Origin of the sequence: Kitasatospora mediocidica KCTC 9733 (assembly GCF_000744225.1) — a bacterium.
Taxonomy (GTDB): Bacteria; Actinomycetota; Actinomycetes; order Streptomycetales; family Streptomycetaceae; genus Kitasatospora; species Kitasatospora mediocidica.
On sequence record NZ_JQLN01000006.1, the window covers coordinates 698,190 to 713,765 of the forward strand.

At 70.9% G+C, this 15,576-nt stretch carries 12 protein-coding genes and 1 pseudogene; 7 read left to right on the top strand and 6 right to left on the bottom strand.

All coding sequences use genetic code 11. The features are described from left to right. Positions 1-185: 185 nt before the first annotated feature. Both BS80_RS39830 and BS80_RS29440 read right to left on the bottom strand, forming a co-directional pair. Positions 186-1,037, bottom strand: a complete 852-nt coding sequence (locus BS80_RS39830) for a Tn3 family transposase (RefSeq protein ID WP_083975525.1) — start codon at positions 1,035-1,037, stop codon at positions 186-188. Between the two features lie 83 nt (positions 1,038-1,120). Further along, positions 1,121-1,534: an alpha-crystallin domain-containing protein gene (locus BS80_RS29440; protein ID WP_035803743.1), complete on the bottom strand. Its 414-nt coding sequence runs from the start codon at positions 1,532-1,534 to the stop codon at positions 1,121-1,123. 448 nt (positions 1,535-1,982) lie between these two features. Between BS80_RS29440 and BS80_RS44165 the strand changes: the two genes are divergently transcribed. Beyond that, complete coding sequence (locus BS80_RS44165; protein ID WP_408607448.1) at positions 1,983-2,570, top strand: adenylate kinase family protein; 588 nt, start codon at positions 1,983-1,985, stop codon at positions 2,568-2,570. 52 nt (positions 2,571-2,622) lie between these two features. Further along, positions 2,623-2,802, top strand: coding sequence for a hypothetical protein (locus BS80_RS29450; RefSeq protein ID WP_035803745.1), 180 nt, complete (start codon positions 2,623-2,625; stop codon positions 2,800-2,802). 530 nt (positions 2,803-3,332) lie between these two features. On the opposite strand, the gene BS80_RS29455 is transcribed toward BS80_RS29450, so the two are convergent. Further along, a complete protein-coding gene (locus tag BS80_RS29455; protein ID WP_051967350.1) occupies positions 3,333-5,231 on the bottom strand; it encodes a cellulose binding domain-containing protein in 1,899 nt (632 codons plus the stop codon). Positions 5,232-5,528: 297 nt separating this feature from the next. Between BS80_RS29455 and BS80_RS29460 the strand changes: the two genes are divergently transcribed. After that, entirely contained in the window at positions 5,529-6,806 is a 1,278-nt protein-coding gene (locus tag BS80_RS29460; RefSeq protein WP_035803747.1) for an FAD-binding protein, read from the top strand. A gap of 323 nt (positions 6,807-7,129) precedes the next feature. Here the strand turns inward: BS80_RS29460 and BS80_RS29465 are convergent, their stop codons facing one another. Continuing rightward, a complete protein-coding gene (locus tag BS80_RS29465; protein ID WP_035803749.1) occupies positions 7,130-8,002 on the bottom strand; it encodes a helix-turn-helix transcriptional regulator in 873 nt (290 codons plus the stop codon). A 188-nt stretch (positions 8,003-8,190) separates the two neighbouring features. Here BS80_RS29465 and BS80_RS29470 point away from each other — a divergent pair, with 188 nt between their 5' ends. Next, positions 8,191-8,952: an SDR family oxidoreductase gene (locus tag BS80_RS29470; RefSeq protein WP_035803751.1), complete on the top strand. Its 762-nt coding sequence runs from the start codon at positions 8,191-8,193 to the stop codon at positions 8,950-8,952. A gap of 130 nt (positions 8,953-9,082) precedes the next feature. On the opposite strand, the pseudogene BS80_RS39835 reads toward BS80_RS29470, so the two are convergent. After that, a pseudogene (locus tag BS80_RS39835) lies at positions 9,083-9,397 on the bottom strand (transposase); the annotation flags it as partial. A gap of 628 nt (positions 9,398-10,025) precedes the next feature. On the opposite strand from BS80_RS39835, the gene BS80_RS29475 reads away from it, so the two are divergent. Genes BS80_RS29475 through araA form a run of 3 tightly spaced genes read left to right on the top strand, consistent with a single transcriptional unit; the run spans position 10,026 to position 13,959 of the window. Continuing rightward, positions 10,026-11,771 carry a ribulokinase gene (locus BS80_RS29475; protein ID WP_232246689.1) on the top strand — a complete coding sequence of 582 codons (1,746 nt, stop codon included), beginning with the start codon at positions 10,026-10,028 and terminating at the stop codon, positions 11,769-11,771. Beyond that, positions 11,768-12,439 (top strand): L-ribulose-5-phosphate 4-epimerase, encoded by a 672-nt coding sequence (locus BS80_RS29480; RefSeq protein ID WP_035803753.1) that lies wholly within the window; start codon positions 11,768-11,770, stop codon positions 12,437-12,439. Before BS80_RS29475 ends, BS80_RS29480 begins: the two co-directional genes overlap by 4 nt. 14 nt (positions 12,440-12,453) lie before the next feature. Then, entirely contained in the window at positions 12,454-13,959 is a 1,506-nt protein-coding gene (gene araA / locus BS80_RS29485) for an L-arabinose isomerase (protein WP_035803755.1), read from the top strand. Positions 13,960-14,041: 82 nt separating this feature from the next. Here the strand turns inward: araA and BS80_RS29490 are convergent, their stop codons facing one another. Continuing rightward, positions 14,042-15,052, bottom strand: a complete 1,011-nt coding sequence (locus BS80_RS29490) for a LacI family DNA-binding transcriptional regulator (protein ID WP_051967421.1) — start codon at positions 15,050-15,052, stop codon at positions 14,042-14,044. Positions 15,053-15,576: the final 524 nt, after the last annotated feature.

Genomic DNA, 15,576 nt, shown 5'->3' on the forward strand with positions numbered 1-15,576 from the left:
CATGCCGGTGACCTTATGGCGGCACCGCCGAACCCACAACGCGATATACGTGCGCCATCAGACTTCCCGCCATGTGAGGGGCTACGCCCGGCGACAAGATCGCGAAGTCAGACTGGAGTACTAGCCGGGAAACCCCTGGGGGCCGGAGTCGCAGAAGGTGGATCCGGCCCCCGGCCACGTACCCGCTACCGCTCGGGGCCTGCCTGGTCCTGTGGGTCGAGCTTGGCGAAGTCGACGTCCAGGTGCGGCTCGTACGCTTCCGGCGCCAGGTCGAGCTCGTGGGTGGAGTACTCGCCGAACCGCATGATCTTCTCGGTCAGGTAGGGCGAGACCTCGGCCAGGTCCTCGGGCTCCACCTTCCAGCCCTCGGCCTGCAGCTCGCGCACCGCCTGGGCGATGTCCAGGGTGTTGTGGAAGATCAGGCAGTTGCTGAGCAGGGCGTTGAACTTGACCGCCTTCTCCTGCTCGACCGGGTCGTTGTCGGTGATGACGCCCCGGTTGCCGAAGCGCCCCCACTCGGAGAAGCCGTTGTACGCCTCGACCTTGTTGGTCGCGGCCGTCACCCGCCGGCGCATCTGCGGGTCCGTCAGGTAGCGCAGCAGCTGGATGGTGCGGATCACCCGCCCGACCTCGCGGAACGCCGCGTAGTGGGCGTTCTTGCGCGAGCCCGAGCGCAGGCGCCGCAGCAGCAGCACGGAGGAGCCCTTGCCCTCGCGCACCGACAACGCGACCCGCATCAGGCCCTTGAAGTGCTGCTCGATGAGGTCCCAGTCGATGACGTTGCGGCCCGCCTCGCCGAACAGCGCGTCGATGTGGACGTAGGAGGTCTGCCGCGTGGGCCGGAAGATCCGGTTCTCGCAGTACCTGTCACGGTCGCTTCGGCAGGAACGCCGAGCCGAGGGGGGCGATGGATCTGGGTCTGGTCGGAACCCAGGACCCCCTCTACCGGAGACTCTGCCTCTACCGAGATCGCGACTTCCGCGAAAGCCAGGTCGCCCGAGAACCCCGGGCCTCCGACTTCTCAAACGACCTGGCACCCCAGCAGGTCAACAGCTCGCCACCTGACAGATCCACTTCGACAGGACAGCGGGTGGTGAAGGTGTCCGTGCGCCGCGCCGGGCTACCGGCCGGGAAGCTTGTTGAGCGTCTGACGAAGGTCCTCGTCCATACCGTAATCCCCTTCCTGCTCGTCCTCCTCCGCCTTCGTCTCGTTCCACCGCTCCGCGTCGACCCCGACGAAAGCGAGCTTCTGCCCCTTCTGCAGCGTCGCCCACGAGCCCGCCTTCTTCTTGGTCAGTACGAGCAGTAGCGAGCGAACCTCGTTCTCCCGACGTGCCGGGGTGGGGAGGACCTCATGCAGGAATTCGAGGCTGAAGGCGTAGTTCTCGCCGGAGAGCCCCGTGGCCTTGAAGTCGATCCGGGTCTCGGTCAGAGCAATGTCGGCCGTCGTGTTCATCATTTCCGCATCGATGGTCAGGTAGATCTCATCCAACCTCTGTGCCCACATGACCTTGGGGGTTACTGCGTCAGCCATACGATGCTCCGTCATCTGTGTTGTCCGCCAGGTAGTGGCGGTACGCGTCCTGCGTGGTGCCTTAGCGCTACAGTATAACTACCGGGTGTCACGCCACCTGTTCGGTTTGTCTCACCTCCTCCAGCTGGCCACTCGTCAGGCAGAGTCGCTTCAGGCGGGCCGCGGCAGCACTTTCGTCGGCACGATTACCGTCGACGAGCCAGGATTGCCTTGGCAGCGCGGACGCGGGCGCCTTGTACAGCGGATGTCCGATTGGACAAGTCGTGTGGAACCTCCGATCAGCGCGTCCAAGCTGCACACGGGCCCATGGATCTGAGCCAGAGCCGAGCCAAGGAATGATGGGCTCATGCGCGTCGTCCTCTTCCAACCGCCAGTGTTCAGGCACGAAGCCCCGGCCGCTTTGCTGGCTGAGGCCCTGGGAGTGCCTCGGATCTCCTTCGGCGATCTCATGCGTACCCACCTCTCCCGGGGCACTGAGCTGGGGATCCGAGCCGCCGAGATCATGAACTCCGGCAGCCTGCTCCCTGAAGAAATCATCACCGCGGTCGCCCGCGACCGCCTGCACGGAGCGGACCAGCCGGACTTCCTCCTCGTTGGATATCCGAACAGTGCCGCCCAGGCGCTCGCTCTGGACCAGTTGCTCCGCGAGCTCGGCAAACCCCTCGACGGCGTGCTCCACCTGCGCCTTTCCGAGGCGGAGGTGGAGCGCCACGTCCGCCGGCTGGCGGCCCGTCGCTTCTGCCGCGACGACCGGACCCACCGCTTCGAGCCAGAGGTGGATCAGCTGCGCGTCGATGGCGTCTGCAACGTCTGCGGCGGTGAGCTCTATCAACGCGGGGACGACAATGAGAACAGCATCCGCAGTAAGTTCAGGTCCCGCGACGCGTGGCTGGAACCCATTGCCCAGCACTACGCCAGGCAGGATCTCCTCGTCACGGTCGACGCTGCCGGCACGTCCGACGAGATAACCAGGTGCGCGCTGACGGCGCTTCGGGCGCATAGCCCCCGGCCCCGCTCAGGGCCACCGACGTCATAGGGCCCGACCAGCCACCCTGCGCGCCTTCGCCCCCGGACGCATCACCCTGCTGGTGACGCACAACATCGCCAACGCGGCCGTCGCCGACCGCGTGATCGTCATGGACGAAGGCCGCGTCATCCAGACCGGCACCTGGCAGGAACTCGCCGAACAGCAGGACGGCCTGTTCCGCGAACTCCTCGACCTCCAACGCGACCGCGCCATCCCCGGCCCGCGCACCACCCCCGCTTAACAGCCCGCCCTCGACCGGGCGCCGGCCCTCGGCCCTCTCGACAGCCGGCGCCCGGCCCACCCACGTCCCGCCCGGAGGAACCGCCTGGACTACGACACCTGGCCCCGCCTGCTGGTCGTCGACACCGAAGGCAACGGCACATCCCCACCTGAACTGATCGAGCTGGCCGCCGTCCCGATCACCCACGGCACCGTCCTCACCGAACAGATCACCTCGGCTCCGATCCGACCGAGGACACCATCAAGTCACGCATCAAGGTCATTCACACGTTCCCGAGCGTGCGCGGGCGGGCGATCGGCTGGGTGCGGCGCGGCGCCCCGCGCCCCGGCGGCGGCACCGCGCGCTGAGGCGGCCGGGGAGTGCTCGCGGCGGTGACCGGCCGCGAGTCGAACGTGTCGGTGACCACGCCGGCGGTCAGTCAGCAAGCATCAGGCCGTTCGATCCGGGGGTATCCCGGCGACCGGGAATGCGCGAGGAGGGCGGCCGGGTGCTCGTGCACCGGCGGCCGCCCCCGTCACCCTGTCACCCCGTCAGCCGCAGCTTTGGCCGTTGAGTGTGAAGCCGCTCGGAGCCGGATTGCCTCCGGAGTAGGCGGCGTTGAACCCGATCGTGGTGCTCGTCCCCGGTGCCAGGGCGGCGTTGTAGGAGAGGCTGGTGGCGGTCACCGTGCTGCCGGACTGGGCCCAGTTGGCGTTCCAGCCGCTGCCGACCTGCTGGTTGCCGGGCCAGCCGAAGGAGAGCGTCCAGCCGTTCACCGGTGTGCTGCCGGTGTTGCTGAGCACCAGGGTGGCGGTGAACCCGGTGCCCCAGTCGTTCACCGAGTAGCCGACCTTGCAGCTGCCGCCGCCGGTCGCGCCGCCGGGTTGCAGGGTGAGCAGCACCGCACTGTACGGAGCGACGGTCTGCGACGCGGCGGTGCCGGTGCTCGTGGTGGTCAGCGCGGCCGTGGCGCCGGCCATCGTGGTCACCGGCGCGGTGCCGGCGGCCGGGACGAACCCGGCGTAGTCCAGGCCCACTTGGTAGCTGTTGGCCGGATCGTTGTTCACCAGGAGCACCCGCAACGAGCCGTCGGCGGCCTTCACCGAGTAGGCCTTGAGCAGCGACTGGTCGGAGCTTGCCTGGACCAGGGTGTCCCCGGGGTGGACGAACCGGCCGAGCAGGGTCATGCCGTTGAAGGCCGGGAACGGCGTGTCGGCCGCCGGCTCGCACAGCGGCGTGCCGCTGCCGCTGCCGGGGGCGCAGCTGCCGTCGGCGAGCATGCCGTAGTCGCCGTACGTCGCCGAGCCGTAGAGCCCGGCGCCGTTGTCACTACCGGTCACGATGCCGTTGTGGATCTGCCACCAGTCCACCCCGGCCACGCCGTTGGTGAGCCAGCCGAGGTAGTCCTGCGGCAGGAAGAGGGCGTTGACCAGGCCGACGGTCTGCTTCCCCGGATTGGAGGAGACCGAGTTGGTCTCGGTGATCATGATGGGCACCGAGCTGCTGCCCGCGTACTGGCCGAGCTGGGAGCGCAGCGTGCCGACCATCGCGGGGATCTGCGCGGGGGAGGCGAGCAGACCGGAGTCGGTCGGCCCGGGCGGGGTGACGCTGCTCGGGTTCTGCGGGTACCAGTGCACGTCCGCGAAGTCGATCTGCCCGGCCAGTGCCGTCATCACGGTCTGGTTCCACGGCTGCGGGCTGCCGGCCGAGGTGGTGCCGTCCGGCCAGTTGCCGGGCGCGGTGAGCACCACGCCGACCTGGATGGTCGGGTCCACCGCCTTCATCGCCGCGATGTACGCCTTGGCGTTCTGCGCGTACACGGCCGGACCGCAGTTGGCCGGGTCGGCTCCGGCGGCGCAGTGCTTGTCGGTCTCCCAGTCGGCGCCGTACGTCCCGTTCCCGTAGATCTCGTTGCCGATCTCCCAGTACTTGACGTGGTAGTCGTGCGTCACGTTGGCGTAGCGCACCCAGTCGGCCGCGAGCTGGGCACCGGTCTCGGCCGGGGACTCGGTGGCCCCGACCGCGTCGCCGCTGCCGTAGTTGACCGTCACCATGCCCTGGGCGCCGGACTGCTGGAGCATGGTGGCGTACTGGTCGAAGTCGACTGCCTGGGTGCCGTTGGTGAGGTCGCTGTTGGTCTTCCAGTCGTAACTGTCGGACGAGCTGCCGCCCGGGAAGCGGACCAGGCCGACCCCGGCCTGCTTCAACAGCCCGGGCACGGCGGCGTCGGTCAACTTGCTGTCGTAGACCGAGCCGTTGGTGCCGATCGCGGTGGTGGGGACGGTGGCGAGCGACTGCGCGGCGTTCACGCTCACCGTCGCCGTGGTGGTGGCGGGGGCCACCGCGCCGGCACTCGACGCGGTGCTCCACAGCGGGCCGGCGGCCAGCAGGGCCAGGCAGGCCAGCGCGGCGGGCAGGCGTAACCTGCTCGATGGGGGCCGCAGGGACATGGACGTGTTCCTCTCGACGGGTGGGTACCGCCGGATGCGCCGCGGGTGGGGACGGGGGAGCGGAGCCGACGGTGACCCGAGGGTCGCCGGAGGACTGGGAGGCGTCAACGGTGCTTCCCGGCGGCCGCGCCGCAGCAGGGGCTGAGCTGCGGCGGACGATCGGGCGGTCCGGCGTAATTTTCATCCGGCGACCGCCTCCGTCGGGCGGCCGGCTCCTTCCCTCCGGGGGGTCTCGTCCACTAATTTGTTCACTGCTGTGACGAAATGCTGACCGGCAGACCCATCAGGAGAGAGCCGATGCCCGCAGACCCCGCCCACCTACCGCCGGCCAACTGGGCCGGGAACCTGCGCTACTCCGCGGCGCGCTTCCACCGGCCCACCAGCGTCGAGGAGTTGAGCGCGCTGGTCCGATCCGCCGCACGTGTGCGCGCCGTCGGGTCGCGGCACTCCTTCAACGCGCTCGCGGACACGACCGGGGACCTCGTCAGTACGGCCGGGCTGCCCAGGGTGCTGAGGATCGCCCCGGACCGCCGCTCGGTACGGGTGAGCGGAGGCCTGCGCTACGCGGAGATCGCCGAGGAGCTGGAGGCGTCGGGGCTGGCCCTCGCCAACCTCGCCTCGCTGCCGCACATCTCGGTGGCGGGGGCGGTCGCCACCGGCACGCACGGCTCCGGCGACCGGAACCAGGGGCTGGCATCGGCCGTCCTCGCCCTCGAACTCGTCGACGCCGACGGCAAGCTGCGCGCGTTGGACCGGGAGGCCGACCCGGACCTGTTCCCCGCAGCGGTGGTGGCTCTGGGCGCGCTCGGCATCGTGACCGAGCTGACGCTGGCCGTCGAGCCGTCCTTCCAGGTGGCGCAGACGGTGCACCTCGACCTCGCGCTCGACCGCCTCGCCGCCGACTTCGACGAGGTCTTCGCCGCGGCCTACAGCGTCAGCGCGTTCACCGACTGGGCCGGCGGCCGGGCGGCCGTCTGGACCAAGCACCGTACGGACGCTGCCGAGCCGCCGGGGTCGCCGGCCGGCGCCGTCGCGGCCGGCACGCCGCAGCACCCGATCCCCGGCGTTCCGGCGGTCAACTGCACGGCCCAGCTCGGGCAGCCGGGCCCGTGGCACGACCGCCTGCCGCACTTCCGCGCCGCCTTCACCCCGAGCAGCGGTGACGAGCTGCAGTCCGAGTACCTGTTGCCGCGAGGCCTGGCCGCCGAGGGGATCGCCCGGCTGACGGCCCTCGGGCCGCAGCTCGCACCGGCGCTGCACATCTCCGAGATCCGCACCGTCGCCGCCGACGAGCTCTGGCTGAGTCCCGCCTTCCGGCGCGACAGCGTCGCCTTCCACTTCACCTGGGTCGCGGACCAGTCCCGGGTCGCTCCGCTGATCATCGCGGTCGAGGAGGCCCTGTTGCCGCTCGGCGCCCGCCCGCACTGGGGCAAGCTGTTCTCCTGCACCCCGTCCCAACTGGCCGAGGCCGTGCCGCGACTGGCCGACTTCGCCACACTCGCCCGGGGCCTCGACCCCGACGGCAAGTTCCGCAACGAGCTGCTGGACGACTGGCTGTCCGGCACCGGCGGCTGACCGCTCGCGAGCTCCGTCCGCCGACCCCCGTACCGGGCGCACTGCCCGCATCGCCCGCATCGCCCGCACTGCCCGCATCGGGTGCACGGTGCGGCGTGCGCGATGTCTTGACGGTGCCTCGATGGGTGGCCATAGTGATGCCGGTCACGGGGCCTGGTGCGGTCATTCCACCACCATCAGGCGTCAAGCAGCATTCGCGTGCCGGGCCTGCGGGATCGTGCTCAACGCGGTTTCGCCGCCCTGCTGCCGCAGCGTCCCGAGTTCGACCCGGCCCACCCGTTGGCGCGGTCGTTCTGGCTGCGCCGCCGGACGGCCGGTGTCCGTCAGGGTGTCTTCGGGTGCCTGGTGTCTGCCGGCCTGCTGCGTGCTGTGTCGATAGGTTCGGTGTGTGAGAGTGCGGCGAGGAGTTGCAGTTTCTCGTCGCTGTCGCTGTCCTTGTCTGGGTAGTAGACGACCAGGATGACGTCGTCTACGGGGAGTTTGTCGCGGTGGAGCCGTAGTTCACCGACGACTGGGTGATTGACGGTGGTGGTGCCTCCGTCGAGGTTGCGGACGTCGTGTCGGGCCCACAGGGTGCGGAACCGCTGGCTGGACAGTGCGAGTTCTCCGACGAGTTCGACGAACCGGGGATTGTCGGTGTCGTCCCCGATGGTGGTGCGAAGGGTGGCGATGAAGCCGGCGGCGGCTTTCGTCCAGTCCTGGTGGAAGGCTTGTTCCTCGGGGTCGAGGAGGAGGGAACGGAGCCGGTTCTCACCGGGCCGCAGTCGCGGGGAGAGCGCGACGGCCATCGGGTTGGAGGCCAGGACGTCGAAGGCGCGTCCCTCGACGAACGCGGGGATCTGAAGGTGGGCAAGGAGCTGGTGCACCCGTGCCGGTACCTGCTCGGGTCGCTTGCGGCGCGGCATCCTAGGGCGGGCTGCCACGAGGCCGAGCAGATACGTCCGCTCGATGTCGTCGAGGTGCAGGACACGCGCGAGTGATTCGAGGACCTGAGGAGAAGGATTCTTGTCGCGGCCCCGTTCCAGGCGCAGATAGTAATCGGCGCTGATTCCGGCGAGCAGGGCGACTTCCTCACGGCGCAGGCCCGGGACGCGGCGGTTGCCGCCGGACGGGAGCCCCGCCTGCACCGGGGAGACCAGCTCACGCCGGGCGCGGAGGTAGCTGCCGAGCCGGTTGCCGGATTCCTCATCTTTCATACCGACACCGTAATGCGGTGCGCGCGTTTCAGAGGGGGCCCTGGCAGGACCAGGGAAGACGGGGGCCCTGCCACACCCGGCGGATGCGGTCAAGACTTGCGGCATCACTGTTTGTGAAGGACAGGGACCATCGCTGAATGCGCCGCGAGCCCAAACGCCGTCGCGCCCTGAACTGAAGGGAAGATCTCGTGGATCTCTCCAACCGCACCGTTCTCATCGTCGGCGGGACCTCGGGCATCGGGCGAGAACTGGCCCGCCGGTTCGCCGCAGCGGGCAGCACCGTGGCTGTCGGCGGCCGTCGCCCGGAGGCACTCTCGGAACTCGCCCAGGAAGGCTTCGGCACTTTCGGCATCGACGTCACCGACAGTGTCTCCGTCGCACGTGCCCGCGACGCCGTGCTCGCCCAGTACCCCGAACTGGACACCGTGGTGACCATGTCGGGCGTCATGCTCCTGGAGGACCTGCGCGACTCCGCGCACTTCGAGGCGGCACGGACGACGATCGACACCAACCTGGTCGGCACCATCCGCGTCATCGACGCCTTCACCCCGCACCTGGTTGAACGCGGCGCAGGCACGTTCATCACCGTCACCTCCGGCATCGCCTTCCTGCCGTTCCCGCCGATGCCCACCTACGCCGCCTCGAAAGCTGCGGTGCACGCCTACTCCGAGGCACTGCGCGCACAACTCGACGGCACCGGCGTCAGCGTCGTCGAGCTCGTCCCCCCGGCCGTCGCCACGGCAGGACAGGAGAAGGTGAACCCGCTTGCACTGCCGCTCGACGACTTCGGCGCCGAGGTCATGCAGTTGCTCTCGCAGGACCCCACCCCCGAGGAGATCCTGGTCGACCGGGTCCTCATGCACCGCTGGGCCGAGCGCGACGGCACCTACGACGGCCTTGTCGCACAGCGTTCCCAGGCCCTGACCATGCTCCCCAGCCGCCAAGGCTGACACAGCCGCTCGCCCTTTGGGCCGCCATTCAACTCGGCCGATCGCTCTCGCCTCGTTGAGGAGATCGCCGCCGCGGCCCGTGACGGCGCGCTACCGGTCGGCGAGAGCATGGCCTGCCGCTGGCGGCCCGTCAAGGTCGGCATCCTGGGCGGGCTGCCCAGCGGTGAGTGGTCCAGGCTCGGCGGATCAGACTACGTACGGTGATGATCGTGTCGGCGAGGTCGAAGAAGGCCTCGATAACGCGGGTCCGGCGTTCGTAGCAGCGCGTGAGCCGATGGAAGGCGTTCTGCCAGGCGTGCGTGCGCTCGATGTGCCACCGGTGGGTGGCCTGGACCGGCGCTCTGATCCCCTTGCGGGCGATCCGGCCGTGCAGACCGCGCTCGGCAAGCACGGCGCGGGAGTTGGCCGAGTCGTAGCCGGCGTCGAGATGGACGGTGATCTGGTCCCAGCGGTTCGGTCAGCCAGGATGGCAGCGCAGGCACAGGTCTCCCCAGTGATCACAGAGCGTCGCAACTCCGTGATCACAGAACCTGTGCCTGTTCCGTCTGTCAGCTGGCCCCGCCTGCCGCCTATCCGCGCGGCCTCTATGTCGCGAGCGACGGCGGAACCAACGCCTGGGACGCGACCTCGTCGTGAGCCCAGGACACCAGCTGGCTCGCCGTCGCCCCCCTGAGCTGACGAGCGGCCCCCCGGGGGCCGGTGCCGAGGACATCCTCGGCACCGGCCCGGGGCCGTCAACGCGACCCGCGACCCGTCCGGCTCGACGGGCGGCCGGCCCCGGGTCGTCCGGCCTTTGACAGGGCTCTTGTGGAGAGTATTTGTTAGCGCTAACATCTCGAAGGCTCCACGGTTCGGAGCGCGACGGAACAGGCCAACCGCCCTGCGTACCCCGCGTCCTACCGTGTCGCCACACCCCGCCGGCCGGATGGCGTCGCCTTCCGGCCGCGGCGGTAGCGGTTCCGCGCCTTATGAGGGTGAGGCGGCGGAACCCCAGGCCGGCCGCCGATCCGTCGGCGGAGCTGCGGCGGCCGGCCGCTCTCCACCCCGCCACGCATGAAGGACGGAACGAAACTGTGACCGAGACGATCTCCGCCCGGGCCGCCGACGCTGCTGGCCAGGGCGATCGCTACGTAGTCGGCGTCGACTTCGGGACCCTCTCCGGGCGGGCCGTGGTCGTCCGGGTCGACGACGGGGAGGAGCTCGGCACCGCCGTCCACGCCTACCCGCACGCCGTGATCGAGGACCGTCTTCCGGGCACCGCCCGGGCCCTGCCACCCGACTGGGCGCTGCAGCACCCGGGGGACTGGCGCGAGGTGCTGCGCACCGCCGTGCCGGCGGCGGTGGCCGCCGCGGGCATCGATCCCGCCGCCGTCATCGGCATCGCGACCGACTTCACCGCCTGCACCGTGCTGCCGGTCCGGGCCGACGGCACCCCGCTGGCCGAGACCTCCGAGTGGGCCGCCCGCCCGCACGCCTGGCCCAAGCTCTGGAAGCACCACGCCGCCCAGCCGCAGGCCGACCGGATCAACGCCCTGGCCCACGCCCGCGGCGAGAAGTGGATCCACCGCTACGGCGGACGGATCTCCGCCGAGTGGCAGTACGCCAAGGCCTTGCAGCTGCTGGAGGAGGACCCGGCCGTCTACGCGGCCTGCGAGCGCTGGATCGAGGCCGCCGACTGGATCGTCTGGCAGCTCACCGGCACCGAGAGCCGCAACGCCTGCACCGCCGGTTACAAGGGCATCCACCAGGACGGCGGCTACCCCAGCGACGAGTACCTGGCCGCCCTGCACCCCGGGTTCGCCGACTTCGCGCGTACCCGGCTGGAGCACCCGCTCGCCCCGCTCGGCTCCCGGGTCGGCTCGCTGAGCGCGCGCGCCGCCGCGTGGACCGGCCTGCCCGAGGGCATCGCGGTGGCGGCCGGCAACGTGGACGCCCATGTCGCCGCCCCCGCGGCCCGGGCCGTGGACGACGGCCAGTTGCTCGCCATCATGGGCACCTCCACCTGCCACGTCGTCAACGGCCCGGTCCTCGCCGAGGTCGCGGGCATCTGCGGCGTGGTCGAAGGGGGGATCGTCGACGGCGCCTGGGGATATGAGGCGGGGCAGAGCGCGGTCGGCGACATCTTCGCCTGGTGGCTGCGCCAGGGCGTTCCGGCCGACTACCTGCGCGAGGCGGAGGCCACCGGCGAGGACCTGCACCAGCTGCTCACCCGCAAGGTCGCGGACCAGCCGGTCGGCGGCCACGGCCTGGTCGCGCTGGACTGGATGGGCGGCAACCGCTCGGTCCTGGTGGACCACCACCTGTCGGGCGTCATCGTCGGCCTCACCCTGGCCACCCGCCCCGAGGAGGTCTACCGGGCCCTGCTGGAGGCCACCGCCTACGGCACCCGCGCGATCGTCGAGGCCCTGGAGGAGGGCGGGGTCCCGGTCACCGAGTTCGTGGTGGCCGGCGGGCTCAAGAAGAACGCCCTGCTGATGCAGACCTACGCCGACGTGCTGCGACGCCCGGTCTCGCTGGCCGCCTCCGAGCAGGGACCCGCGCTCGGCTCCGCCATCCACGCCGCCGTCGCCGCCGGGGCCCACCCCGACGTGCGCACCGCCGCCGCCGCCATGGGCCGGGTGGAGCGCCACGCCTACCTGCCCGAGCCCGCGCGCGCCGACGCCTACGACGCGCTCTACGCGGAGTACCGGCTGCTGCACGACCACTTCGGCACGGGCCCGGACAAGCAGCTGCACCGCCTGCGCGCCATCCGCAACGCCGCCGTGAGCGAGGCCCACCGGGCCTCCGAAGACTCGAACTGTGAGGTTGACCGGCTGTGACCGACCCCATCGAGCTGATCCGCCGTCAAGTCAGCGATCTGCACCAGCAACTCGTCCGCTACGACCTGGTGGTCTGGACGGCCGGCAACGTCTCCGGCCGGGTTCCGGGCGAGGACCTGTTCGTCATCAAGCCCAGCGGAGTCCCCTACGAGGAGCTGACGCCGGAGAAGATGATCCTGTGCGACCTGGACGGGAACGTCGTCGCGGGTGACTACAGCCCGTCCTCCGACACCGCCGCCCACGCCTACGTCTACCGGCACATGCCCGAGGTCGGCGGCGTGGTGCACACCCACTCCACCTACGCGTGCGCCTGGGCCGCCCGCGGCGAGGCCGTCCCGTGCGTGCTGACGGCGATGGCCGACGAGTTCGGTGCCGAGATCCCGGTCGGGCCGTTCGCCCTGATCGGCGACGACTCGATCGGCCGCGGGATCGTCGAGACGCTGCGCGGCCACCGCTCGCCCGCCGTCCTGATGAAGAGCCACGGTGTCTTCACCATCGGCAAGGACGCCGAGGCCGCGGTCAAGGCCGCCGTGATGTGCGAGGACGTCGCCCGCACGGTCCACATCTCCCGCCAGCTCGGCGAACCGCTTCCCATCGCCCAGGCCGACATCGACAGCCTGAACTTCCGCTACCGAAACGTCTACGGCCAGCAGCCCGCTGCCCGCTGAAGGAGCAAACCCCAGTGACTGAAACCTTTTCCGGGCGTGAGGTCTGGTTCCTCACCGGTAGCCAGGGCCTCTACGGCGAGCAGACGCTGCAGCAGGTCGCCGAGCAGTCCCGCCAGGTCGTCGAGCAGCTCACCGGCGCCGGGATCCCGGTCCGGCTGGTCTGGAAGCCCGTCCTCACCGACGCCGCCGCGATCCGCCGGATCTGCCTGGAGGCCAACGCCGAGGACTCCTGCGTCGGCCTGATCGCCTGGATGCACACCTTCTCCCCGGCGAAGATGTGGATCGCCGGCCTCGACGCGCTGCGCAAGCCGCTGCTGCACCTGCACACCCAGGCCAACGCGCACCTGCCGTGGGCGACCATCGACATGGACTTCATGAACCTGAACCAGGCCGCCCACGGCGACCGCGAGTTCGGCCACATCCAGTCCCGCCTCGGCGTCGCCCGCAAGACCGTCGCCGGCCACGCGAGCGACCCCGTCGTCGCCGGCCGCGTCGCCGACTGGGCCCGCGCCGCCGCGGGCCGGGCCGAACTCGCCACGCTCAAGCTGGCGCGCTTCGGGGACAACATGCGCGACGTCGCCGTCACCGAGGGCGACAAGGTGGAGGCGCAGCTGCGCCTGGGCGTCTCGGTCAACACCTACGGCGTCAACGACCTGGTCGCCGTCGTGGACGCCGTGCCGGACGCGCAGATCACCGACCTGGTCAAGGACTACGACGACCTCTACCGCCTGGCGCCCGAGCTCCGCGCCGGCGGCGAGCGGCACGACGCGCTGCGCTACGCCGCCCGCATCGAACTCGGCCTGCGCGGCTTCCTGACCGACGGCGGCTTCCGCGCCTTCACCACCAACTTCGAGGACCTCGGCGGGCTGCGGCAGCTCCCGGGTCTGGCCGTCCAGCGTCTGATGGCCGACGGCTACGGCTTCGGCGGGGAGGGCGACTGGAAGACCTCGGTCCTGCTGCGCACCCTCAAGGCCGCCGCGGAGGGTCTGCCCGGCGGCACCTCCTTCATGGAGGACTACACGTACCACCTGGAGCCCGGCAACGAGCTGATCCTCGGCGCCCACATGTTGGAGGTCTGCCCCTCCATCGCGGCCGGAACGCCGTCCTGCGAGATCCACCCGCTCTCCATCGGCGGCCGCGAGGACCCGGTGCGCCTGGTGTTCGACGCCGAGCCGGGCCCGGCCGTCGTGGTCGGGCTGGCGGACATGGGCGAGCGCTTCCGGCTGGTCGCCAACGAGATCGAGGTGGTCGAGCCCACCGAGCCGCTGCCCAGTCTCCCGGTGGCCCGCGCGGTCTGGCGGCCGCAGCCCGACCTGCGCACCTCCACCGAGGCATGGCTCACCGCCGGAGCCCCGCATCACACCGTGCTGACCCGGGCGCTCGGCACCGATGTGCTGGACGACCTCGCGGAGATGCTCGCGGTCGAACTCGTCGTCATCGACGAGAGCACCAGCATCCGCCGCTTCACCCGCGAACTGCGCTGGAACCAGGCCTACTACCGCCTGGCTCAGGGCTTCTAGGCCTGCGCCGATGTCCGCTGCCCCGGCCGGAGTTCGGACCGCTCCGTGCCCGGGCAGCGCCGCAGCACCGCCCGGGCACGGTTCAGCGGCCGACCGGTGCGCCCGTGCTGGAGCGCACCACGAGTTCCGGCGTGAGCGTGGTGTGCACCGGCCTGGCGGAGGGGTCCTCGATCCGTTGCAGCAGCAGGTCGATACCCGCCCTGCCGATCGCCGTGAAGTCCTGCCGGACGGTGGTCAGCGGAGGCGCGAAGTAGTCGGACTCCGGCAGGCCGTCGAACCCCGCCACGGCCACGTCCTCCGGGACGCGAAGCCCGGCCTCGCGCAGCGCCCGCAGCACCCCGAGGGCCATGTGGTCGTTGGCGACGAACACCGCCGTCGGCCTGTCGGCCGGGTCGAGGCCGGCGTGGGCCGCGGCCAGCAGTTTCCCTGCCTGGTAGCCCGATGCGGCGCTCCAGTCACCGCTCAGGCACTGCGGGACCGGGGCTCCCGCGTCGTCCAGGGCCGCGCGCCAGCCCTGGAAGCGGCCCTCCGCCTCCAGCCACTCGCGGGGCCCGGCGACGTGCCACACCGAGGCGTGGCCGAGCGACAGCAGGTGCTCGGTGACCAGCCGGGCGCCGGCGAACTGGTCCAGCGCCACACCCGGCACGTCCAGCTCGTGGCCGCCCTCGACCGTCACGATCGGGAAGGGCGCCGCCAGCCGCAGCAGGGCGGTGACCGTGCGCTCGTGCGGCGTCATCACCACGCCGCCCTCGACGCCCCAGGCCGCCAGGTGCTCCAGCGCCTTGCGCAGCGCCGTCTCGCCCAGTTCGTCCAGGTTCACCGCCGCGATCAGGTACCCCTTGTCGCGGGCGGCGTGTTCGAGTCCGGCCAGGATGCTGGCCGGGCCGTACAGCGTGGTGTTCGCCGCGACGACGCCCAGGGTCCGGGACCGCTTGGTCACCAGCGCGCGGGCGGCGGAGTTGGGACGGTAGTCCAGTTCGGCGATGACCTCGCGGACCCGGGTGCGGGTGGAATCGCGAACGTTGGGATGATTGCTGAGGACGCGCGACACCGTCTGGTGGGACACGCCCGCCACCTTGGCGACATCCGCCATCGTCGGTGCGCGCCTGTTGGCGGCCTCGCTCACATGCCCCTCCACGGCTCTGTCCCGGTGCGGTACTCACGATCCAACTGCACACCGCAGCCTACTCACCCCTGGCCGGACAGCGGAGCCCGCGGTGCGAGGTCCGGGCGAGTCCCTGCGAGTCCGCGTACCGCGCCCTCGACCGCGCGGGTGCCGAAATGCTCTGCCGGCGGCCGTTGGCCACCCGCTTCCGTCGCGGCCGTCGGCAGCGGTCCGCTCGCCCTGGTGCGGCCGGACCGGCAGGTGGGTGGAGGGCGTGCAGCGCCGCACGCGCCCACCTCCGCCCGCTGCGGTCGGCACGCCCTCGGGTGTGCCGACCGTTCGCCGTCCCGTCCTGCCGTCCCGTTTGCTGCTCCCCGGGCGCCTGCGTGGGGCGGGTGGGCCCCTGGGCGGGGTAACACCAGTGACACAAACGTGACCCGCGCGACCCATTGACGGAAGATTTGTGAGCGCTAACAATACGTGTCGGAACGGGAGGTCGACGGGGACCGCCC